This window comes from Streptomyces atratus, assembly GCF_014648655.1.
Taxonomy (GTDB): domain Bacteria; phylum Actinomycetota; class Actinomycetes; order Streptomycetales; family Streptomycetaceae; genus Streptomyces; species Streptomyces atratus.
The window spans coordinates 72,209-96,768 of record NZ_BMRN01000027.1 but is presented as its reverse complement, the minus strand read 5'-3'; the positions used below and the strand labels follow the sequence as shown (position 1 = coordinate 96,768).

Below are 24,560 nucleotides of genomic sequence, written 5' to 3'. Positions count from 1 at the left end.
CAAGTGACCCGCAAGACACGTTCCGGCGATGCCCGGCCCGCACTCGACGACGTACTGCCCCTGACCTCCCTGCAGGAAGGCCTGCTCTTCCACTCCCTGTACGACGACCGGCGGCCGGACGTGTACACCGTCCAGCTCGCCGTGGGCCTGGCCGGACCCCTGGACGCCGAGCGGCTGCACGACGCGGCCCGCGCGCTGCTGCGCCGCCACCCCAACCTCCGGGCCGGGTTCCGGGTGACCGGGTCCGGCAAGGCGGTCCAGTACATCCGCAGGGACACCGAACCGCACTGGCGGGAGACGGACCTGACCGGCCTCGCGCCCGACCGGCGCGCGGCCGCACTCGACGCACTGCGCGAGGAGCAGCGCGCGACCCGCTTCGACCTCGACAGGCCGCCGCTCATCCGCTTCCTGCTGGTCCAAGAGGAACCGGAGCTGCACCGCCTGGTCGTCACCAACCACCACATCCTGATGGACGGCTGGTCCGGCCCGCTGCTGCTGCGCGACCTGATGGCACTGTACGAGCACCGGGGCGACACCGCGCGGCTGCCGGCTGTCACCCCCTACCGCACCTTCCTCGGTTGGCTGGCCGGACAGGACACCGAGAGCGGGCTGCGCGCCTGGAGCGCGGCGTTGGACGGGCTTCAGGCGCCGACGCTGCTGGCCCCCCGGAGCGAGACGGCGCCCCCGGTCCGGCCCGAGCAGCTCACCGTGGAGCTGCCGGACCGGCTCGGTGAGGCGCTCCAGCGTCGGGCGGCCGCCCACGCGGTGACCGTGAACACCGTGGTCCAGGTCGTCTGGGCGCTGCTCCTCGGCCGGCTGACCGGCCGGGACGACGTGGTGTTCGGGGCCACGGTCTCCGTCCGGCCGCCGGAGATCCCCGGCGTACAGGGCATGGTGGGCCTGTTCATCAACACCGTGCCCGTCCGGATCCGGTTGCGGCCCGCCGAGACCTTCGCCGACCTCCTCACCCGGGTGCAGCACGAGCAGGCGCTGCTGATGGACCATCAGCACATCGGGCTCGGCGACATCCAGCGGAAGGCCGGCCTGGGCGACCTCTTCGACACCACCGTGGTGACCGAGAACTTCCTGGTGGAGCGGGAGTCGCTGGAGCGCGCCGTGGCCGGCGTGCGGCTGACCTCCGCCGACGGGCACGACGCCACGCACTACACCCTCGGCCTGATAGCCGCGCGCTCCGGCGAACGCCTGGAACTGCGCCTGGAGCACCGCCCGGACGTCTACCCGCGCGCCGCCGCCGAGGCCCTCATGTGGCGCTTCAGGCTGCTGCTCGAAGCGCTCGCAGACACCCCCGACCTGCCCACGGGCCGGGTCGGTGTGCTCAGCGCCGACGAACGCCGCGTCCTGCTCGACGACTTCAACGACACCGCGTTCCCGCTGTCCGGCGACTGTCTCGTCGACATCTTCCAGCGGCGGGCCGCGCGGACCCCCACGGCCGCAGCCGTCGTGCACGACGGCGAGAGCACCGACTACGCCGGGCTCAACGCCCGTGCCAACCGGCTCGCCCGGCACCTGACGGGCCTCGGCATCGGTGCCGAGGACGTCGTGGCCCTCGCCCTGCCCCGCTCCACGCGGGCCGTCGCCGCCCTGCTCGCCGTGCTCAAGACCGGTGCCGCGTATCTGCCGGTCGACCTCGACGACCCGGCGGACCGCGTCGCCGGGCTCCTCGCCGACGCTCGCCCCGCCCTGCTGCTCACCGAGTCCGGGCCGCTGCGGCGGCTGCCCGCCACTGACGTCCCCGTCACCCTCCTCGACGACCCGGACACGGCCGGCGCCCTCGACCGGTGCGCGGCCACGGACCCCGGACCGGCGGAGCTCCTGCGTCCCGTGCACCCGGACCACGCCGCCTACGTGCACTACACCTCGGGCTCGACCGGCACGCCCAAGGGCGTCGTCGTGCCCCGCGGCGCCCTCGCCAACCTCTTCCTCAGTCACCGGGAACACGTCTTCGCGCCCGCCGCGGCCGACGCCGGACGGGAACGGCTGAGGGTCGCCCACACCGCCGGTCTCTCCTCCGACGCGCTCTGGCCGCCCCTGCTGTGGATGATCGCCGGACACGAGCTGCACCTGGTCCCCGAAGACGTGCGACGCGACGCCCAGGCGCTGTGCCGGTACGTCGCCGAACACCGCGCCGACATCGTCGACGTCACCCCCACCTATGCCCAACTCCTTTTGTCCCAGGGGATCCTGGAGTCCGGCCTGCGGGGCTTCATGGTCGGCGGCGAGCAGGTCGGCGAGGGCCTGTGGAACGACCTGCGGGCCGCAGGCGTCGTGGGCAGGAACTTCTACGGGCCCACCGAGACGACCGTCGATTCCCTCGTCGCCTCGCTCCAGGACGACGACCGGCCCGTCATCGGACGCCCCATCGGCAACACCCGGGTGTACGTGCTCGACGGCGGGCTCCAGCCGGTGCCGCCGGGCACCGACGGCGAGCTCTACATCGCCGGCGCCGGACTGGCCCGTGGCTATCTGGGCCGCGTGGCGCAGACCGCGGGACGGTTCGTCGCGGACCCGTTCGGCGGCCCGGGCGAGCGCATGTACCGGACCGGGGACCTGGTACGCCAGCGCGCCGACGGCGTGGTGGAGTACCTCGGACGCACCGACGACCAGGTCAAGATCCGCGGCTTCCGCGTCGAGTTGGGCGAGGTCGAGGAGACCCTGCGGGAACTGGGCGACCTGGCCCAGGTCGCGGTCGTGGTCCACGAGGTGACCCCCGGCGACCGGCGGCTGGTCGGCTACGCCGTGCCGCGCCCCGGTGCCGTGCTCGACCCCGAAGCGCTGCGCCGGGCCGCCGCCGCGGCGCTGCCCGCCCACATGGTCCCGGCCGCCGTCATGGCCCTGGACGCCCTCCCGCAGCTCGCCACGGGCAAGGTGGACCGCAAGGCCCTGCCGGCACCGGAGTTGACCGGCAGTCGCGACGCCCGCGGCCCGCGCGACCCGCGGGAGGAGGTGCTGTGCGGCCTGTTCGCCGAGGTCCTCGGCGTGGCACGGGTCGGCGTCGACGAGGGCTTCTTCGACCTGGGCGGGCACTCGCTGTCCGCGACCCGTCTGGTGAGCCGGATCCGGGCGACGCTCGGCACCGAGCTGCCGGTCCGCGCGCTCTTCGAGGCGCCGACGGTGGCCGCGCTCGCGGAGCGGCTCGCGCACGCCGACGAGCGGCCGGCCGATCCCGTGGTGCCGGTGGCACGGCCCGAGGTGGTGCCGCTGTCGTCCGCCCAGCGCCGGATGTGGTTCCTCAACCGGCTCGGCGGCCAGGCCTCCGCGTACAACATCCCGGTGGCCGTGCGGCTCCGCGGGGAGCTGGACCGAGGCGCGCTGCGCGCCGCGCTCGCCGACGTCGTGACCCGGCATGAGGCGTTGCGGACACTCTTCCAGGAGACCGGCGGTGAGCCGCACCAGGTGGTCCTCGACGCCGCGGACGCCGTCCCTGCGCTCGACGTGGTCGAGACGGACGAGACCGGGCTGGCCCGGGAGATGTCCGAGTGCATCGGCCGGGGCTTCGACCTGGCCGGCGAACTTCCGCTGCGCGCCCGGCTCGTCGCCCTCGCGCCGCGCGAGCACGTACTGGTCCTTGTCACTCACCACATCGTCAGCGACGGCTGGTCGTCGGCGCCGCTCGCCGGGGACCTCGGGACGGCCTACGCCGCGCGGTGCGCGGGACGTGCCCCCGCGTGGCGCCCCCTGCCCGTCCAGTACGCCGACTACACGCTCTGGCAGAACCGGCACCTGGGCACGGAGGACGACGAGAACAGCCGGATCAGCCGCCAGCTCGCCCACTGGACCGAGACCCTGCGGGACCTCCCGGACAGCCTGGACCTGCCCTTCGACCGGCCCCGGCGCACTGCCGAGGGAACGCCGGGCCGCACCGTGCGCTTCACGCTCGGCGCGGAGCTCCACGGCCACATGGCCGCCCTCGCCCGGGCCCGCGGTGCGACCGTCTTCATGACGCTTCAGGCCGGTCTGGCCGCACTCCTGTCCCGGCTGGGCGCGGGAGACGACATCCCGATCGGAGCCCCGATCGCCGGGCGCACGGACGAGGCGACCGAGGACCTCGTCGGCCTGTTCCTGAACACCCTCGTCCTGCGGACGGACACCAGCGGCGACCCGAGCTTCCGGGAGCTGATGGACCGGGTGCGCGCCGTCGACCTGGCGGCCTACGCACACCAGGACCTGCCGTTCGAGCGGCTCGTGGAGGTGCTCAACCCCGATCGCGTCCCGGGCCGCAACCCGCTCTTCCAGGTGTCGCTCACCCTGGACAACGCCCCCGACGCGCACCTGGCGCTGCCCGGCCTGGAGGTGGCCCCGGAGCCGCTGCCGGGCGCGGCGGTCAAGCTCGATCTGCTGTTCAACCTCCGTGAGCGGCGCGGCGCCGACGGCAGCCCCGGCGGCATCGAGGGCATCGCGCAGTACAACGCGGACCTGTTCGACCACGCCACCGTGGAAACCCTCATGGAGCGTCTGGAGCGGCTGCTGCGCGCCGCCGTGGCCCAGCCCGGCCGCCCCCTCAGCGGCCTCGACCTGCTCGACCCCGGCGAGCGCACCCGGCTCCTCGCCGAATGGGGCACGGGGGAGGGCGGCCACCCGGACGCGGACCCGTCCGCGCTGCTCCCTGCCCTCTTCGAGCGGCAGGTGTACCGGACGCCAAACGCGCCCGCGGTCACGGACGGAGATACCGAGCTTTCGTATGCGGAGCTGAACGCCCGCGCCAACCGGCTGGCCCGGCTGCTGATCGACCGGGGCGCGGGCCCCGAGCGGCTGGTGGCCGTGGCGCTGCCCCGGTGCGCCGACCTGGTCGTCACCCTGCTCGCGGTGCTGAAGTCCGGTGCCGGCTACCTCCCCGTGGAACCGGACCTCCCCGCCGACCGCGTCGCCGCCATGCTGGCCGACGCCCGGCCCGTCCAGGTGGTCACCAGCAGCGGCGTCGCCGCGCCGCTGCCCGCCACCGCGATCCGGCTGGACGCGCCCGCGACCCGGGCCGCGCTGGCCGCCTGCCCGGCAGACGACCCGGACGACGGCGACCGGACGGCGCCGCTCACCCCGCGCCACCCGGCCTACGTCATCTACACCTCCGGAACCACCGGCCGCCCCAAGGGCGTGGTGATCGAGCACCGCTCCCTGCGCGAGTACCTCGGCTGGGCCGCCACCCGTCATCCGGGCACGCGCGGTGTGACGGCGGTGCACTCGCCCGTCTCGTTCGACCTGACGGTCACGGCGCTGTACACGCCCCTGGTGTCCGGCGGCTGCGTACGCGTCGTCGATCTCTTCGGCGCCTCGGGTCCGGGGCCCGAGGTGACGCCCGAGCGCGGCTTCGCCTCCTTCATGAAGATCACGCCGAGCCATCTTCCGCTGCTGTCCGCCCTCGACGACGGCTTCTCCCCCTCGGAGGAACTCGTCGTCGGCGGCGAGGCGCTGACCGGCCGTGACCTCGCACGGTGGCGGCGCCGCCACCCCGGGGTCACCGTCGTCAACGCCTACGGACCCACCGAGTCCACCGTCAACTGCACCGAGTTCCGGGTGGCGCCCGGCGACGCCCTGCCCGACGGGAACGTCCCCATCGGCAGGCCACGGGGCAACTGCCGGGTCCTGGTCCTCGACGACGCGCTCCAGCCCGTGCCCGCGGGATCCGTGGGACAGCTGTACCTTGCCGGACCGCAGCTCGCGCGCGGCTATCTGGGCCGGCCGGCGCTGACTGCCGAGCGGTTCGTCGCCGACCCCTTCGGCGGCCCCGGCGAGCGCGTGTACCGGACCGGAGACCTGGTGCGCTGGAGTGCCGACGGCAACCTGGAGTTCGTCGGCCGGGCGGACGACCAGGTCAAGATCCGCGGATTCCGCGTCGAACTCGGCGAGATCGAGGCCGCGCTCGCCGCGCACCCCACGGTCGGCCGGGCCGTGGCGACGGTGCGCGAGGACCGCCCCGGGGACAAGCGGCTGGTGGCGTACTGCGTGCCCGCCGGGACAGGGAGGCACGAGGCGCCGGACCCGGCCGCACTGCGCCGGTTCGTCGCCGGGCACCTGCCGGAGTACATGGTCCCCGCGGCGATCGTGGTCCTTCCCGAGCTGCCGCTGACCGCCAACCGCAAGCTGGACCGCGCCGTCCTGCCCGCGCCGTGCCACGGCGCGGCGGAGCAGGCCCGGGGGCAGCGCACCCCGCACGAGGACATCCTCCGCGGCCTGTTCGCGGACGTCCTCGGCACCGACGAGGTCGGCCCGGACGACAGCTTCTTCACACTCGGCGGCCACTCGCTCCTCGCGATCCGGCTCCTGAGCCAGATCCGCCGGGCCTTCTCCGTGCAGCTGGGCATCCGCACCCTCTTCGAGACGCCCACCCCGGCGGGCCTCGCCGAGGTGGTGCGCGGCTCCGGCTCGGGACCGCGCCCGGCGCTCGCCCCCGCCGACCGCCCCGACCCGCTGCCGCTGTCGTACGCCCAGCGCCGCCAGTGGTTCATCAACCGGCTCGACCCGGACAGCCCGCTCTACAACCTGCCGATCACGCTGCGGCTGCGCGGACCGCTGGACCGGGCGGCCCTGGACGCCGCGCTGGCCGACGTGGTGGCCCGCCACGAGAGCCTGCGCACGGTCTTCCCCGAGCAGGACGGCGAACCCGCTCAGCGGATCCTCGACCCCGCGTTTCTGGCCGGCCGGCTGCTGCGCACCTTCGCGGTGACCGAGGCCGACCTCGGCGAAGCCGTCGCCGGGGCCGCACGGGAGGGCTTCGACCTGACGGTGCGCCCGCCGCTGCACGCGACCCTCCTCGAACTGGGCGAGCGCGACCATGTGCTCGTTCTGGTCCTGCACCACATCGCGGGCGACGCGATGTCGATGCGCCCGCTCGGCGCGGACCTGGCCGCCGCGTACGCGGCGCGCCGGGAGGGCGGGGCCCCGCGGTGGGAGCCGCTGTCGGTCCAGTACGCCGACTACACGCTCTGGCAGCGCGAGGTTCTCGGCGACGAGAGCGACCAGGACAGCGAGCTGTCCCGCCAACTCGCCCACTGGAAACAGAAGTTGGCGGACCTGCCCGAGGGGCTCGCGCTGCCCGCCGACCGGCCGCGCCCCGCCTCGGGGCCCCAGCGGGGAGCGAGGCTCCGCTTCTCCTGTGACGCCGCCCTGCACCGACGGCTCCTCGAACTGGCCCGCGCCACCGGCACCAGCCTGTTCATGGTCGCCCAGGCGGCGTTCGCGGCCGTGCTCAGCAAGGCCGGCGCCGGTGACGACATCCCGATCGGTACCCCCATCACCGGGCGGTCCGACGAGGCCCTGGACGACCTGGTCGGCTTCTTCCTCAACACCCTGGTGCTGCGCACCGACACCTCGGGCGACCCGACCTTCCGCGAGCTGCTCGCGCGGGTCAGGGACACCGACCTCGCCGCGTACGACCACCAGGAGCTGCCGTTCGAGCGGCTGGTGGAGGAGCTGAACCCGCCGCGCTCGCTCGCCCGTCACCCCCTCTTCCAGGTGGCCCTGACCGTGCAGAGCGGCGGCGGCGCGCAGCTGACGCTGCCGGGCCTCGCGGTCGAGACCGTGTCGAACGAGACCCTGTGGGCGCGCTTCGACCTGTTCCTGGCCCTGGGCGAACTGCGTGACCCGGACGGCGCGCCCGACGGCCTCGAAGGCGTCGCCGAGTACTCCGCCGAGCTCTTCGATGCCTCGACGGTCGAGTCGCTGCTGCGGCGCCTGGAGCGCGTGCTCGTAGCGGTGACGGACGACCCCGGCATCCGGCTCGGCGCCCTCGACGTCCTTGACCCGGCCGAGCGGCACGAACTCCTGGTGACCCGCAACGACACCGCGCACCCGGTCCCGCAGGCCCCGGTGCACCGGCTCGTCGAGGCCCAGGCCCGCCGCACTCCGGCGGCCACCGCCGTGACGGACGATCAGGTGAAGCTGACATACGCCGAGTTGGATGAACGGGCAAACGGCGTGGCGCGCCTGCTCGCCGAGCGGGGAGCGGGGCCGGAGTCGGTGGTGGCGCTCGCCGTGCCACGGTCCGTGGACGCGGTCGTGGCGATGCTGGCGGTGTCCAAGGCCGGTGCGGCGTTCCTGCCGGTGGACGTGGAATTCCCCGCGGAACGCGTGCGCTTCGTCCTCCGGGACGCCGCCCCTGTGCTGGTGCTCGCGACGCGGGAGACGGTGGCGAAGCTGCCCGCCGAGCCGGCCGTCCCCACGGTCCTGATCGAGGACGCGCGGCCGGTCCCCGAGTGGGCGGCCGCGGTGCCGGCCCTGCCGGAGAATCCCGCGTACATCCTCTACACCTCGGGCTCCACCGGCCGCCCCAAGGGCGTCGTGATCCCGCATGCCGCACTGTGCAACTTGCTGTCCTCGATGGGAGAACTGGTGCCGCTGGCGCCGCACGACCGCTGGCTGGCCGTGGCGGCCTTCGGCTTCGACATCTGTCTGCTGGAGGTCTTCCTGCCGCTGGTCTCGGGAGCGACCGTGCTGGTCGCCGGGCGCGACGTCGTCCGCGATCCCGCGGAGCTGGCGCGCCGGCTGCGCGCCGACGGCGCCACGGTGATGCAGGCGACGCCGAGCCTGTGGCGGACGCTGCTCGACGCCGCCCCGGACGCCGCCGACGGGCTGCGCGTGCTGACCGGCGGCGAGGCCCTGGACGACGTCCTCGCGGCCCGGCTCGCGGACCGGGCGCTGTCCGTACTGAACGGTTACGGCCCGACGGAGGCCACTATCTATTCGACTTCCGCTCCCGTGGTGCCCGGTGGTTCTGTGGTGGTGGGTGGTCCTTTGTGGAATACGCGGGTGTATGTGCTGGATGGTGGTTTGGGTGTGGTGCCGTTCGGTGTGGTGGGTGAGTTGTATGTGGGTGGTGTGGGGGTGGGTCGGGGGTATGTGGGGCGGCCTGGTGTGACGGCTGGGCGGTTTGTGGCTGATCCGTTCGGGGGTGTGGGGGAGCGGTTGTATCGGACGGGGGATTTGGTGCGGTGGACGGTGTCGGGGTTGGAGTTTGTGGGGCGTGTGGATGGTCAGGTGAAGGTGCGGGGGTTCCGGGTGGAGTTGGGTGAGGTGGAGGCGGCGTTGCGGGGGGTTGTGGGTGTGTCGGGTGCGGTGGCGTCGGTGGTGGTGGGTCCGGATGGTGGGGGGCGGTTGGTTGGGTTTGTGACGGGTGGGGTGGATCCGGTGGTGGTGCGTGGTGTGGTGGCGGGGGTGTTGCCGGGGTATGCGGTGCCGTCGGTGGTGGTGGGGTTGGCTGAGTTGCCGTTGACGGCGAACGGGAAGGTGGATCGGGGGGCGTTGCCGGTGCCGGTGGTGTCGGGTGGGGTGGGGCGTGGTCCGCGGTCTGCGGGTGAGGAGATTTTGTGTGGTCTGTTTGCGGAGGTTCTGGGTGTGGGGGTGGTGGGGCCGGAGGACGACTTTTTTGCTTTGGGTGGGCATTCGTTGTTGGCGACGCGGTTGGTGTCGCGGGTGCGGGGTGTGTTCGGTGTTGAGGTGCCGGTGCGGGCGGTGTTCGAGGCGCCGTCGGTGGCGGGTTTGGTGGGGTGGGTCGAGTCGGGTGTGGTGAGTGGGCGTGCGGGGGTGGTGGTGCGGGAGCGTCCGGAGATGGTTCCGTTGTCGTACGCCCAACGACGCCTGTGGGCCCTCGGCAAGCTGGCCGACACCGGCCCCCTCTACCACATCTCCCTGGCGGCCCGGCTGCATGGCGCACCGGACCGGGACGCCCTGGAGGCCGCGCTCGCCGACGTGATGGCCCGCCACGAGAGTCTGCGCACGGTCTACCCCGAAGTGGACGGTGTGCCGCACCAGGTGGTCCTGGACCCCGACGCCGCGCGTCCGCGCCTCGGCGTCGTGGAGGTCTGTCCCGAGGAGGCGGACCGGACGGTCGACGTCATCCGCGCCGAGCCCTTCGCCCTGGCGTCCGAGCCCCCGCTGCGGGCAAGTCTGCTCACGCTCGGGCCGGAGAGCCACCTGCTGGTCCTGGTCCTCCACCACATCGCCGGTGACGCCGGTTCGGTGCGGCCGCTGGTACGGGACCTGTCCGCGGCCTACACGGCGCGCCGGGCCGGCGAGGCCCCGCAGTGGCAGCCGCTTCCGGTCCAGTACGCCGACTACACGCTCTGGCAGCGCGAGATGCTCGGCGACGACAGCGACCCGGACAACGAGATGAGCCGACAACTTGCCTACTGGAAGGAGAAGTTGGCGGAACTGCCCGAGGAGCTGGCACTGCCCGCCGACCGCCCGCGCCCCGCGGAGGCCCGGCACGAGGGCGGCGTTGTCCCCTTCGAGGTGGACCCGGAACTGCACCAGAGGCTGCGGGACCTGGCCCGCGCGCACGGCGCGACGCCGTTCATGGTGCTGCACGCCGCGCTCGGCGCGCTGCTGACCCGCCTCGGCGCGGGAACGGACCTGCCCATCGGCGCCGCCGTGTCCGGGCGCGGCGACGAGTCCCTCGACGACCTCGTCGGCTTTTTCGTCAACACCGTGGTGCTGCGCACCGACACCTCGGGCGACCCGGCCTTCGACGAACTCCTCGACCGGGTGAGGGAGTCGGACCTCGCCGCCTACGCCCACCAGGACGTTCCCTTCGACCGGCTGGTCGAGGAGATCAACCCGGCGCGCTCCCTCGCCCGGCACCCCCTCTTCCAGGTCATGCTCGTCCTGGACAACTTCACCCGGCCCGAGACCGGACTCGACGGACTGAGCAGCACGGACCCGGCGGGCGACGCCACGGCCGCCGCCGTGGAGCCGCCGCCCGAGGCGCCCGGCCGGGCCAAGTTCGACCTGTCCGTACGCCTGGTGGAGCAGGCCGCCGACGGGGAAGCGGCGGGCCTGGCCGGGTCGGTCGCCTACGCAAGCGATCTCTTCGACCGGCCCACGGTCGCGGCGATCGCGGAACGGTTCGTCCGGCTGCTGCGTGCCGTGGTAACCGACCCCGGCCGGCCCATCGGCGAGGCGGACATCCTGGGCGAGGCCGAGCGCGACCGGCTGCTGCGCGGCTGGAACGACACCGAACGCCCGCTGCCCGCGCAGCTCCTGCCGCAGCTGTTCGAAAAGCAGGTCGCGCGCACCCCGGACGCCCCGGCCGTCGTCTGCGGCGCGGACACCGTTTCGTACGCGGACCTCGACGCCCGCGCCAACCGGGTGGCCCGGCTCCTGGCCGAGCGTGGCGCGGGACCCGAGAGCGTGGTCGCCCTGATGGTGCCGCGCTCCGTGGAGATGATCGTCGCCGTCCTGGCCGTTCTGAAGTCCGGCGCCGCGTACCTGCCGGTGGACAGCGAGTACCCTGCCGACCGGATCGGCTACATGCTCGACGACGCGCGTCCGGTCCTCGCCGTGACCACCAGGGCGACCGCGGACCGTCTGCCGTCCGCCGTCGACCGGATCGTCCTCGACGACCCGGCCACCGCCGAGGAACTGTCGCGCCGTTCGGCGGACGACCTCACCGACGCCGACCGGGGGGCCCCGCTCACCCCGCGCACCCCCGCCTACGTGATCTACACGTCCGGCTCCACCGGCCGGCCCAAGGGCGTGGTCGTGGAGCACCGCTCCGTCCCGAACATCGTGCTGGCCAGGATCGGCGCGTACGGCATGGGACCGGGCAGCCGGGCGCTGCAGTTCGCCTCGCTCAGCTTCGACGCGGCCGTGTCCGAGATCTGCACACCGCTGTGCGCGGGAGCCTGCCTCGTGCTGGGCCCCGCCGACATGCTCGACCAGGCCGACCAACTGCCCACGCTGATCCGGCAATACGGGGTGACGCACGCGACGCTGCCGCCCGCGATCCTCGCCCAGCTCCCCGACGACAGCCTGCCCTCCGTGGTGAACCTGGTCATCGCGGGCGAGGCGGCGCAAGCGTCCCTGGTGCCCAAGTGGGCCGCCGGACGCCGGATGTTCAACGCGTACGGCCCCACCGAGACCACCGTCTCGTGCACCATGGCCGGGCCGTTGCCCGCCGTGCCGGGCATGCCGCCGATCGGCGGGCCGCTGCCGAACGCCCGCGTGTACGTCCTCGACGACGCGCTGCGGCCCGTCCCGGTCGGCGTGCCCGGCGAGCTGTACGTGTCCGGCCTCGGCGTCGCCCGCGGCTATCTGGGGCGGACGGCACTGACCGCGGAACGCTTCGTGGCGGACCCCTACGGCCCCGCCGGAAGCCGCATGTACCGCACGGGTGACCTGGCGCGCCGGCGGGCCGACGGCCAACTGGAGTTCGCCGGCCGCGCGGACGACCAGGTGAAGATCCGCGGCTTCAGGATCGAACTGGGCGAGATCCAGAACGCGTTGATGTCCTGCCCCGACGTGGGCCGGGCCGTCGCCGTCGTACGGGAGGACCAGCCCGGCCGCAGGCGGCTGGTCGGCTATGTGACCCCGGCGCCGGGCGCCGGCGCCGAGGCCGACACCGAGCGGATCCGCGCCCGGCTCGCCGAGCTCCTGCCCGAGCACATGGTGCCGACGGCGTTGGTGGTGCTCGACCGCATACCCCTGACCGTGAACGGCAAGGTGGACCACGCGGCCCTGCCCGCGGTCCGGCCGGTCGCGGCCGACACCGCACGCCGCCCCGGCGACCCCCGGGAGGAACTGCTCTGCCAGGTGGTCTCGGACGTGCTCGCGATACCCCCGATCGGCGTCGACGAGAACTTCTTCGCCCTGGGCGGCGACAGCATCACCGCGCTCCAGGTCGCCAGTCGGGCGCGCGCCGCCGGACTGGTCGTCACCCCCAGGGACCTGTTCCGGCACCAGACCGTGGCCGAACTCGCAGCGGCGGTGCGCGAGTCCGCGCCCCAGGACGACCGGCGCCGCGACGACGGCGTCGGCGCCGTACCGGCGACCCCCGTCATACGCTGGCTCGCCCAGCGGCGCGGCCCGGTCGCGCACCTCAACCAGTCGGTCCTGCTGACGGTGCCCGCACTGGGACTGGAGGCACTCGTCACCGCCGTGCAGAGCCTGCTCGACCACCACGACGCGCTGCGCGCCACCCTGGTCGGCGGCGCCACCAAGGTCACCTGGGGCCTGAAGGTCGCCCCGCGCGGCGACCTCCCGGCGCGGGAGTGCGTGCGGCGGGTGGACATCACCGCCCACCCGGACGGCTCCCCGGAGCTCGCCGCCCTCGTTGCCCGGGAGGGCGAGGCCGCGCGGGACCGCCTGGACCCGGAGTCCGGGTCGATGTTCCAGGTGGTGTGGTTCGACGCGGGGCCCGAACGCCCGGGCCGACTGCTGCTGATCGCCCACCACCTGGTCGTCGACGGGGTGTCCTGGCGCATCCTGGTGCCCGACCTGGCCCAGGCGTGGCGTTCCGCCGCGGCCGGCGGCGGACCCCGGCTCGCCCCGGTGGGCACCTCGCTGCGGCGCTGGGCCCAGCTCCTCCTCGCCGAGGGCCAGGACCCGGAGCGCGCCGCCGAACTGGACCTGTGGACCGGCATGCTGGACGGCGACGACCCCCGCATCGGCGCCGGGGCACTCAGGCCCGCCCGGGACACCCGGGGGACGGCCGAGTACCTGACCGCCACCCTGCCCGCGGACCTCACCGGCACGCTGCTCACCTCCGTACCGGAGACGTTCCAGGTCCGCATGAACGACATCCTGCTGACCGGGCTCGCGCTCGCCGTCGCCGAGTGGCGGGAGCGGCACGGCTGGGGCACCGACCGCACCGTCCTGCTGGACGTGGAGGGCCACGGCCGGGAGGAGATCGCCGACGGGATCGACCTCTCCCGCACCGTCGGCTGGTTCACCAGCGTGTTCCCGCTGCGGCTCGACCCGGGCGAGCCGGACCCGGGCCGGGCGCCGGCAGGGGAGCCCGCGGTGGTCGACGCCCTCAAGCGGATCAAGAACCGCCTCAGGGAACTCCCCGACAACGGGCTGGGATTCGGACTGCTGCGCTACCTCAACCCGGACACGGCCGGCGTCCTCGCCCCGTACGGCTCCCCGCAGATCGGCTTCAACTACCTGGGCCGGATGAACAGCGGCGCCATCGACGGCGAGAGCCCGGCGCCCACCGAGTGGTCGGTCAGCACGGACCTCGCCGCCGGCGTCGACCCGTCCGACGGCGACCTGCCGTTCGCTCACGCCCTCGAACTGACGGCGGCCGTCCGGGACCTGGCCGACGGGCCCCGGCTGAGCGTCAGCTGCGCCTGGCCTGCCGCGCTGTTCCCCGCCGAGGAGGTCCAGGACCTGCTCGACACCTGGCTGCGGGCACTGCGCGCCCTGGCCGACCGGGCCGGGCGGTCCGGCGCCGGCGGACTCGTCCCCGCCGACCTGCCGCTCGTCTCCGTCACCCAGGAGGAGATCGATGCCTGGGAGGCCGAGCCGGCCGGCGTCGAGGACGTCCTGCCGCTCTCGCCGCTCCAGGAAGGACTGTTCTTCCACGCCCTGTTCGCGGGCACCGGCCCCGACGTCTACACCATGCAGACCACGCTCGACCTGACAGGCCCGCTGGACGCCACGGCGCTGCGGGCCGCCGGGCAGGGCGTCCTGGACCGCCACCCCAACCTGCGGGCCGGGTTCCGCCACCGCGGCGGGGGCGACAGCGTCCAGATCATCCCCCGGCGGGTCGAACTTCCCTGGACGGAGGTGGACCTGTCCGGGCTCGACGAGCGCGCCGGACAGGCCGAGTCGACACGGCTGACCGACGACGCCCGCACCCAGCGGTTCGACCTCGGCCGGCCGCCGCTGATCCGGTTCACCCTGATCAGGCTCGGCGAGGACCGGCACCGGCTGCTGATCCTCAAGCACCACATCCTGCTCGACGGCTGGTCGGTGCCGCTGTTCATGCGCGACCTGTTCGCGCTCTACCGGCACGGCGACCAGGGCGCGCTGCCGTCGGTCGTCCCCTACCGCGGCTATCTCGACTGGCTGTCGCGGCAGGACCGCGCGGCGACCGAGGCGGCCTGGCGCGAGGCCCTGGCCGGTGTGTCGGAGCCCACGCTCCTGGCGGGTGCCGAGCCGGGCCCGCCGACCGAGATGCCCCGCAACGTCGTCCGTGCCCTGCCCGCCTCGCTCACCACGGCGCTCCAGGAACAGGCGGCACGGTCCGCGACCACCGTCAACACGTTCCTGCAGGGGGCGTGGGCAGTGCTGGCCGGCCGGCTCCTCGGCCGCGACGACGTGATCTTCGGGACCACGGTCTCCGGCCGCCCGCCGGAGATACCCGGCATCGAGTCCATGCTCGGCCTGTTCATCAACACCATCCCGGTCCGGGTCCGGCTGCGGCTCGGCGAGACCTGGCAGGAGCTGACGGCCCGCATCCAGCACGAGCAGACCGCGCTCAGCGCCCATCACCAGCTCGGGCTCGCCCGCATCCAGCAGCTGGCCGGCGTCGGCGAACTCTTCGACGCGCTGGTGGTCTACGAGAACTTCCCCGCGCCCACCTCCGGGGAATCGACGGACACCGGGCTGAGCGCCAAGGCCGGGGAGGGTCGCGCGGCGGCGCACTACCCGCTCGCCCTGATCGCCAACATGACACCGACGGGACTGCGGCTGCGCCTGGAGTACCGGCCCGAGCTCCTCGCCCGCGAGCGGGTCGAGGAGCTCCTGGACCGCCTCGTACGCGTCCTGGAACAGGTTGTCGGCGACCCGCGGCGGCCCGTCGGGCGGATCGACGTCCTCGACCCGGCCGAGCGGCGACAGCTCCTGGACGGCTGGAACGGCGACGCGTTCACGCCGGCCGCCGCCCGGCCCGCCACGATTCCCGGCCGGTTCGCCGACGCCGTGGCCCAAGGGCCCGAGGACACGGCGATCCGCCACCGCGACCAGCGGCTCACCTACCGTGAGCTGGACGAGCGCGCCAACCGGCTCGCGCGGCTCCTCGGCGAGCTGGGGGTGGGCCGGGAGACCCGCGTGGCGGTGCTTCTCGACCGGGGCGTCGACCTCGTCGTCGCCGTCCTCGCGGTCCTCAAGGCCGGTGCCGTGTACGTACCGCTGGAGCCCGACACCCCGGAGCGGCGCCAGCAACTGCTCGTCTCCGAGACCGCCGCGCCCGTCCTGCTCACCCACGAGGGGCTCACGCCCACGTGGACCGCCGGGCCCGACGCGGGGGTGCGGGTCGTCGCAGTCGACGGCGACCCCCGGCTGCCCGGCCAGGACGTCACCGCGCCGCACGTCGACGTGGCACCCGACCAACTGGCCTACGTCATCTACACCTCCGGATCCACCGGTACCCCCAAGGGCGTCGCCGTCACCCACCAGAACGTGGTGGAGCTCGCGGCGGACCGCTGGTGGGGCCTCGACAGCCGCCGCAGGGTGCTCTTCCACTCGCCGCACGCCTGGGACGCCTCCACGCTGGAGTGGTGGGTGCCGCTGCTCAACCACGGGGAGATCGTGGTCGCCCCGCCGGGCAAGCTCGACCTGGACGCCCTCGCGACCCTCGTGGTCGAGGAGCGCGTCACCGGACTGTGGGCCTCCGGCGGCCTGTTCCGGCTGCTCGCCGAGGAACACCCGGAGTGCTTCGCGGGGCTGAGCGAGGTGCGCACCGGCGGCGACGTGGTCCCCGCGGACGCGGTGCGCAGGGCACTGCACGCCTGCCCGGACACAGTGGTCACCGCCGGGTACGGGCCGACCGAGACCACGGTGTTCTCCACCCGGCACTCCATGCGCGCGGGCGACCCGGTGCCGGAGAGCGTGCCCATCGGCCGCCCGCTGGACGGCACCCGGGCCTACGTCCTCAGCCCAGGCCTCGAACCCGTGCCGGTGGGCGTCGTCGGCGAGCTGTACCTGGCGGGCTCCGGCGTGTCGCGCGGCTACGAGAACAACCCGGCCATGACGGCCGAGCGCTTCGTCGCCGACCTCTACGGCCCCCCCGGCACGCGCATGTACCGCACCGGCGACCTCGTCCGCCGGCGCGCGGACGGGCTCATGGAGTTCGCCGGGCGCGCCGACGAGCAGGTCAAGCTGCGCGGATTCCGGGTGGAGCTGCGCGAGGTGGAAGTCGCCGTCACCGGCCACCCCGGGATCGGCCAGGCGGTCGCGCTGGTCCGGGAGGACCGCCCGGGCGACAAGCGCCTGGTCGCGTACGTGGTGCCGGACGCCGACTCGCCGGCCCCCGACCTGGCCGCCCTGCGGGAGCGGCTGGCCGGTCTGCTGCCGGAGTTCATGGTGCCGTCCGCCTTCGTCGTCCTCGACCGGCTGCCGCTGACCGACAACACCAAGCTGGACCGTGCGGCGCTGCCCGCGCCCGACCACCGGGCCGAGCAGACCCGCCCGCCGCGTACCCCTCAAGAAGAGGTACTGTGCGGTCTGTTCGCCGACGCGCTCGGCGTGTCCGAGGTCGGCCTCGACGACGACTTCTTCATGCTGGGCGGCAACTCGCTGACGGCCGCGGCGCTCGTCAGCCGCATCCGCGCCACCCTGGGATCCGGGCTGAGCGTGCAGGCGCTGTTCACCGCGCCCACCGTCGCGGCGCTGGCGTGCCGGCTGGAGCCGGACACCGGCCCCGACGAGCACGGCGGCCTGGAGGTACTGCTGCCGCTGCGGACCACCGGAGACGAGGCCCCGGTCTTCTGCCTCCACGCCGGCGGCGGACTGAGCTGGCGGTACGCCGGACTGCTGCGGCACCTGCCGTCCGAGCACCCGGTGTACGGACTGCAGGCCCGCGCCTACAGCACGCCCGGCTACCGGCCGGCCGGCGTCGAGGAGATCGCCGCGGACTTCGTCGAGCAGATCAGAAAGGTACGACCCACCGGCCCTTACCACCTGCTCGGCTGGTCCTTCGGCGGCCTTGTCGCTCACGCCGTGGCCGCGCGGCTCCAGGAGGACGGCGACGAGGTCGCCACGCTCGCACTGCTCGACGCCTACCCGGTCGAAGCGGGCATCGCGCCGCCCGCGGCGGCCGGCGACGGCGGCGAACTGCTGCGCGCCCTGCTGGAAGTGACGCACGCGGCGCCTTCCTCGCCCGGCACCGAAGCCGTCACCCGAGAGGAGGCGGCCGCGGCGCTGCGTGCCCTCGGCAACCCGCTCATGGAACTGCTCGCCGACCGGCTCGACACGGTCCTCGAGACCTTCGAGGACCACGTGGCCCTGCGGCACGCGTTCGTCCCGCAGGTGTTCCGCGGGGACGCGCTGCTCTTCGCGGCCCTGCCCGACGGCGCCGGCGCCCACAGCCGGGCCGAGCGCTGGCAGCCGTACGTCGAGGGACGGGTGCACGCCCACGTGGTGCGCTGCACGCACGAACACATGATGGATCCGGAGCCGCTCGCCGAGATCGGGCGGATCGTCACCGCGCGGCTGCGCCGCACCAAGGGGGGAACGGACCGCTGATGGGCCAGGACATCTACGAGATCGGTGAGATACCGCCGTTGGGGGAGGTGCCGCGCTACATGCACGCGGCCATGATCCGCCAGGAGCGCTACGGCGCGCCCGCCGACGCCATACGCATCGAGCAGACCGAGGTGCCGCCGGTTGGCCGGGGCCAGATCCTGCTCCTGGTGATGGCGGCCGGGGTCAACTACAACGGCGTGTGGGCCGCGCTCGGCGCGCCCGCCGACGTCATCGCGGCCCGCCGCAAGCAGGGCGATCCGCACGACTTCCACATCGCGGGCTCCGAAGGGGCCGGGGTGGTGTGGGCGGTCGGCGAGGGCGTCACCCAGTACCGCGTCGGCGACGAGGTGATCGTGGGCGGGGTCCGCTGGGACGAGTCCGCCCCCGACATCCGGCTCGGTACCGACCCCACCGCCTCCCGGTCGCAGCGCGCCTGGGGCTATGAGCTCAACTACGGTTCCTTCGCCCAGTTCACGGTCGTCGACGAATACCAGTGCCACCCGAAGCCGCCGCGGCTGACCTGGGAGGAGGCCGGCTGCTTCCTCGGCGGCGGCTCCACCTCGTACCGCATGCTGACCAACTGGCACCCGCACCATGTGCGGCCCGGTGATCCGGTGCTGATCTGGGGCGGCTCGGGCGGCCTCGGATCGATGGCCATCCAGATCGTCAACCACTTCGGCGGGATCCCCGTCGCGGTCGTCTCCGACGACGCCAAGCGGGACCACTGCATGCGGCTCGGCGCCCACGGGGTGGTCAACCGGAATGAGTTCACCCACTGGGGCGGCCTGCCCGGCCCCGACGACACCGCGGCGTACGGCGCGTGGCTGGACGGCGCGCGCTCCTTCGGCCGGCGGATCTGGGAGGTGCTCGGCGAGCGCCGGTCACCGCGCATCGTCCTCGAACACCCGGGCCGGGACACGCTCGCCACGTCGGTGTACGTCTGCGACAACGCCGGCATGGTGGTGACGTGCGCGGGCACCAGCGGCTACATCGGCCACATCGACCTGCGCTTTGTGTGGATGTTCCAGAAGCGGCTCCAGGGCTCGCACGCGGCCAACGTGCGCGAGACCCGGGCGATCATCGACCTGGTGGCGGCCGGACGCGTCGATCCCTGTCTGAGCGAGACCGTGCCCTTCGAGGAGATCGGCCGGGCCCATCAGCAGGTGTACGAGAACCGGCATGCGGCGGGCAACACCGCGGTGCTCGTGAACGCCCCGGGCCCCGGCCTGACGGGCATGCCGTGACCGGCGGCCCGCCGGCCGGGCGGCATCCGTTCCGGTTCGGTGTGTACGCGGGGGCGCTCTCCGGCATCGGCGCCCTGCGCGCGCTGGCGGTGGGCGCCGAGGAGGCGGGCTACGCGTCCCTGCTCGTCCCCGACCACCTCGACGAGCGCTGGTCGCCCGTGGTCTCGCTGGCCCTCGCGGCCGGCTGGACCTCACGGATCGCCCTGGGCACCCTGATGCTCGCCGCCGACCTGAGGCGCCCCGCCGTGCTGTTCAAGGACCTGGCCACGCTCGACCAGGCGGCACCGGGGCGCCTGGAGATCGGCCTCGGCGCCGGCTGGTATCCCCCCGACTTCGCCCGCGCCGGCGTCCCCATGGCCCCTCCCGGCATCCGCATCGAACGGCTGGCGGAGACCGCGCACATCCTCAAGGAGCTCTGGGAGAAGGGAGCGGTCTCGTACGAGGGACGCCACTGCTCGGCCGTCGACGCGATCGGCGCGCCACGGCCGGGCCCGGCCGCCTGGGTCATGGGAGGGGGCGGCCCTCGGATGCTGCGGACCGCCGTGGAGCACGCGGACATCGTGTCACTGACCGCGCGGCTCTCCTCCGGCCGTCGTGACAAGCCGCTCGGCGACAACGCCCGCGCCGAGCGGTTCGACGAACGGGTGTACTGGGTGCGGGAGTTCGCGGCAGCGGCCGGCCGGACCTCAGCCCCGGAGCTGCAGTGCCTGCTCATCGACGCCGCGGTCGTCACCGACTGCGAGGAGTACGCCACGCGCGAGTTGGCCCCCCGGTTCGGCCTGCCGCCCGCCGAGGTCCTGGACTCGCCCGTGGTCCTCGCGGGCACCGTTGACGAGATCTGCGCGCGGCTGCGGGACCGCCGTGAGCGGTTCGGGATCAGCTACTGGGTGCTGCCCGCGGCACGGTGGGAGGAGTTCGTGCCGGTCGTGGAGCGGCTGACCGGCACCTGAGCCCCGCCTCCGTCAGCGCAGCAGCCCGCGGTGCGCCGCCCAGCCCGCGGCGATGTCGGCCTCCAATTGGTTCAGCCGCGCCGTGACCACCTGGTCGAAGCCGTCCATGAAGTACTCGTCACCGGCCCGCGGGGCCACCGAGGCGCGGGCCGTGACGAAGTCCCCGACCACGTCGAGCAGTGAACGGCCCGGCCCCACCCGTCCGGCGATGTAGCGGTCGGCGCCCTCCAGGCCGGGGAAGCCCGCCTCGCGGTACAGGTACACGTCGCCCAGCACGTCGATCTGGACCGCGATCTGCGGATGCGCCCGAGGCCGCATCGTCTCCGGCCGGAGGCGCACCAGCTCTGCCTCGGTGCCCGACTTGAGGGCGTGCAGGGCGTAGCCGTAGTCGACCCGCAGGGCGGGGGTCAGGCGCCGGGCCTTCTCCTCGAAGGCGAGCAGGATGTCCTGGAGTTCGGTGCGTTCGGCCGCCGAGAGCGCCCCGTCCGGCCGTGCGCTGTAGTCCTCGCGCAGGTTCAGGAAGTCCACGGGCCTGCCGGGGGCGGCGGCGTCCAGCTCGGCGACGAAGTCCAGCACGTCGAGCAGCCGCCGGGCGCGCCCCGGCAGGATGATGTGGTTCAGCCCGAGCCGCACGGGCGCCTCGCGCTCGGCCCGCAGCCGCTGGAAACGCAGCAGGTTCGCCCGCACACGGCCGAAGGCCCGCCGCTTCCCGGTGGTGGCCGCGTACTCCTCGTCGGACACCCCGTACAGCGAGGTGCGGACGGCGCCGAGGTCCCACAGTCCCGGCTGGCGCTCCAGCGTCTGCTCGGTGAGGGCGAAGGAGTTGGTGTACAGCGTCATGGGGAAGCCACGCCCCGCGGCCCGCCGCACCAGGTCGCCGAGCCCGGGATTGGTGAGCGGCTCCAGGCCGCCGGAGACGTACAGGGATTCGGGGGAGCCGGCGGGCAGTTCGTCGATGACCGAGGCCAGCGCCGCGTTGCCGTCCGCCAGCGCGGAGGCCGGATAGCGCGCCCCCGTCACCCGTACGCAGAAGTGGCACCGGAACATGCAGCTCGGCCCGGGGTACAGGCCGACGATGTGCGGGTAGCCGGGCCTGCCCTCCAGGACCGCGTCGAACACTCCGCGCCGCTCCAGCGGCAGCACGGTGTTGGACCAGTACTGGCCGGACGGGCCCGCGATCACCGCGTCCCGGAGTTCGGGAAGCCGCCCGAAGAGGTCGAGGAGCCGCCGGAAGTGGTCCGTGTCCAGGGCGAGTTCCCGCCGTACCTCCTCCAGCGGCGTGAACGGCCGGTTGCCGTAGTGCCGCGCCAGGGCGACGAGTCGGCCTGCGGCGGTGTCCGCCTCGTTCGGTGGGCAGTGGCGGCGCTCCGTCAGGAGGTGCCGCACGGCCGCCGCCGACGACTCCGGGTCGTGGCCGGGGGCCGCGCAGTGCACCACCGCCCCGGTACGCGGATCGAGTGCCGACGTCATGTGGGTCGTCCCTTCATCTGCTGCCAACGGGAGGTCACTTCATCGCTGCGGGAGACAACCAGCCGCAGTACGTCGCAGATCCTGCGGATGCTCTCGCGCGACACGGCCGAACCGGTGGGCAGGGCCAGTACGCGCCCGGCGAGCCGTTCGGTGTGCGGGAGCCGGAAGGTGCGGCCGGACCGGTAGGGCTCCAGTTCATGGCAGGCGGGGGAGAAGTACGGCTTCGCCATGATGTGTTCGGCCTGCAGGATCTCCAGGACGAGGTCCCGGTCGACGCCCGCCACGGGTTCGTCGATCTCGATGATCACGTACTGGTAGTTGCGTGACTCCGACGGGTCGTGCGGAATCAGCCGCACCCCGGGGATCTTGTCCAGCCCCGCGGCGTAGGCGTCGAAGTTCGACCGGTTGTGGGCGACGGCCCGTTCGAATCCGTCGAGCGAGGTCAGCGCCATGGCCGCGGCGGCCTCGCTCATCTTGCCGTTGGTGCCGCCCGCCGGACTGCCGGCCCCCGGTCCCATACCGAAGTTGCGCAGGCTGCGCAGCCGCCCGGCCAGGGCGTCGTCGTCGGTGACGATCGCGCCGCCTTCGAACCCGGCCACCACCTTGGTCGGGTGGAAGGAGAAGACCGACGCGTTGCCGAAGGAGGCGACCGGCCGTCCGTCGAGGGTGCAGCCGATGGCGTGAGCCGCGTCGAAGAAGAGCGGAAGCCCGTGGTCGACGGCGACCTTCTCCAGTTCCGGGGCCGGGCACGTCCGGCCCCACAGGTGCACGCCGAGGATCGCCGAGGTGAGCGGGCCGACCGCCTCGGCCGCGAGGGCGGGATCCAGCTGGCCGGTCTGCGGGTCGACGTCCACGAACACCGGGTCGAGGCCGACCCAGCGCGCGGCGTGCGCGGTCGCGGCGAACGTGAGCGAGGGCATGATCACCTCACCGCTGAGCTCCAGCGCATGGCAGAGCATCTGGAGCGCGACCGTCGCGTTGCAGGTGGCGACGGAGTTGCGCACACCGGCGAGCTCGGCGGTCCTGGCCTCGAATTCCACGGCCAGCGGGCCGCTGTTGGAGAGCCACTGGTTGTCCAGTGCCCAGTTGAGGCGGTCGAACAGGCGGTCACGGTCGACCGTGTTGGGGGAGCCGACGTACAAGGGCCGCAGAAAGGCGTGCACTCCGCCGAATATCGCGAGATCGCCTGTGGTCAGTTTCACAACGCTCCCCTGTATATTCGCCTATTCATTCCGGATGGTCGTGGTCGCGTGATTCCGGAATGGGTGGCAGAGCTTACAGATCACCAACTCCCGTGCCAAAACTTTATGTTGACAGAAGATTCAATGGATTGCGACGGCAGTTTCGCGTACAGGTCGGGTACAGCCGATCCGTACCCGTGTCGTGCACCATTCGAATTCCATGACTCTCGCGATTTCAGGACACAAACCCAAGGGAGTGCCCGCATGACGAACCCGTTCGAGAATCCTGACGGCCGGTATGTTGTGCTGGTCAATCACGAGGACCAGCACTCGCTCTGGCCGGTCTTCGCGGAGGTGCCGGCCGGCTGGACGGTCGCTCACCCGGAGGACAGCCGCCAGGCCTGCCTCGACTACATCGAGGAGCACTGGACCGACATGCGGCCCAAAAGCCTCGTCGAGCAGATGGGCGGCCGATGACCGGGACCGGGACAGGGGCGGTCCAGGCCCCGCCGAGCCGCACGGTCACCGGCTGGAGCGGCGACGCCGACTACTTCAGCTTCCCCGAGCACCATGAGTTCCGCCCCGAGCCGGTCGTCGACGTCCTGCGCGGCCGCCGCGCGGGCGTCATCTTCCGGGGCATGGTCGCGCGGGACGTCTGCGCCGAACTCGCCGCCCGGTTCTGGGACAGCCCGGACCGGGAGCGGCGCAGCACCGAAGCCCCCAGCTACCACCTCGGCGCCTACCACTACCACAAGACGACCGAGCACTACCTGGACGAGTCCGAGCGCGGCGCCGCCGCCCTCGACAAGGTGCTCGACCTGCCCGACGACCCGCTGACCACCTTCTACACGGGCCTGGCCGAGGAGCTCGCCCCCGAGGGTGTGGACGTGCGCCTGGCCCGCCACCACGGGCGCACCGCGTCCCGCGGCCTGCTGCGCTCCTGGCACGGCGACGGCAGGTACGCCCTGGACCCGCATGAGGACCGCTCCCAGTGCACCGAGCCCCGGCAGGCGGACTTCGAGATCCAGCGGGTGGTCGACCACGAGGTCTGCGCCCTCAACATCTGCCTGGAGAAAGGCGACGGCGGCCGGCTGCTGGTGTGGAACATCCAGCCGGACGACGCGTCCAAGCGGCGGATGGGCCTGCACCACACGGGCTCCCCGTATCCGACCCGGACCTTGGACGGCATCGAGTGCCGGTGGATCGACGTCCACCCGGGAGACGTCTATGTCTTCAACGGCTCCCATGTGCACGCCGTGGAGCCCAACTCCGACCCCGGCACCAGGCGCACCACGTTGGCCGGGATCTTCGGGTTCATCGACGACGGCACGGTGGTCTCATGGACGTGACCGCCCGGCACCGACGCGGCGGGCATCACGGGTGAAGGCTCTCGTCCTCGCGGGCGGCACGGGCACCCGGCTGCGGCCGATCACTACTCGTCCGCCAAACAGCTGGTCCCGATCGCCAACAGGCCGGTGCTCTTCCACGTCCTGCAGGACGTGGCGGACAGGGAGGCC

The 24,560-nt window shown here is 73.3% G+C and carries 7 protein-coding genes; 5 read left to right on the top strand and 2 right to left on the bottom strand.

The features are described 5' to 3' along the window. Nucleotides 1-3: 3 nt before the first annotated feature. Genes IEZ15_RS30630 through IEZ15_RS30620 form a run of 3 tightly spaced genes read left to right on the top strand, consistent with a single transcriptional unit; the run spans nucleotide 4 to nucleotide 20,392 of the window. On the top strand, nucleotides 4-18,198 hold the full coding sequence (locus IEZ15_RS30630; RefSeq protein ID WP_189280270.1) for a non-ribosomal peptide synthase/polyketide synthase: 18,195 nt from the start codon (nucleotides 4-6) through the stop codon (nucleotides 18,196-18,198). Then, nucleotides 18,198-19,442 carry a crotonyl-CoA carboxylase/reductase gene (gene ccrA / locus IEZ15_RS30625; protein ID WP_114248257.1) on the top strand — a complete coding sequence of 415 codons (1,245 nt, stop codon included), beginning with the start codon at nucleotides 18,198-18,200 and terminating at the stop codon, nucleotides 19,440-19,442. Before IEZ15_RS30630 ends, ccrA begins: the two co-directional genes overlap by 1 nt. Next, the gene (locus IEZ15_RS30620) at nucleotides 19,439-20,392 is read left to right on the top strand and encodes a TIGR03621 family F420-dependent LLM class oxidoreductase (RefSeq protein ID WP_189280269.1); all 954 of its coding nucleotides are present in this window, start codon (nucleotides 19,439-19,441) and stop codon (nucleotides 20,390-20,392) included. Before ccrA ends, IEZ15_RS30620 begins: the two co-directional genes overlap by 4 nt. Nucleotides 20,393-20,404: 12 nt before the next feature. Here the strand turns inward: IEZ15_RS30620 and desII are convergent, their stop codons facing one another. Beyond that, nucleotides 20,405-21,862 carry a dTDP-4-amino-4,6-dideoxy-D-glucose ammonia-lyase gene (desII, locus tag IEZ15_RS30615; RefSeq protein WP_189280268.1) on the bottom strand — a complete coding sequence of 486 codons (1,458 nt, stop codon included), beginning with the start codon at nucleotides 21,860-21,862 and terminating at the stop codon, nucleotides 20,405-20,407. Beyond that, a complete protein-coding gene (locus IEZ15_RS30610; protein WP_189280267.1) occupies nucleotides 21,859-23,064 on the bottom strand; it encodes an aminotransferase class I/II-fold pyridoxal phosphate-dependent enzyme in 1,206 nt (401 codons plus the stop codon). Before IEZ15_RS30610 ends, desII begins: the two co-directional genes overlap by 4 nt. 243 nt (nucleotides 23,065-23,307) lie before the next feature. On the opposite strand from IEZ15_RS30610, the gene IEZ15_RS30605 reads away from it, so the two are divergent. Next, entirely contained in the window at nucleotides 23,308-23,520 is a 213-nt protein-coding gene (locus IEZ15_RS30605) for an MbtH family protein (protein WP_114248261.1), read from the top strand. Continuing rightward, nucleotides 23,517-24,392, top strand: a complete 876-nt coding sequence (locus tag IEZ15_RS30600) for a hypothetical protein (RefSeq protein ID WP_189280266.1) — start codon at nucleotides 23,517-23,519, stop codon at nucleotides 24,390-24,392. Before IEZ15_RS30605 ends, IEZ15_RS30600 begins: the two co-directional genes overlap by 4 nt. Nucleotides 24,393-24,560: the final 168 nt, after the last annotated feature.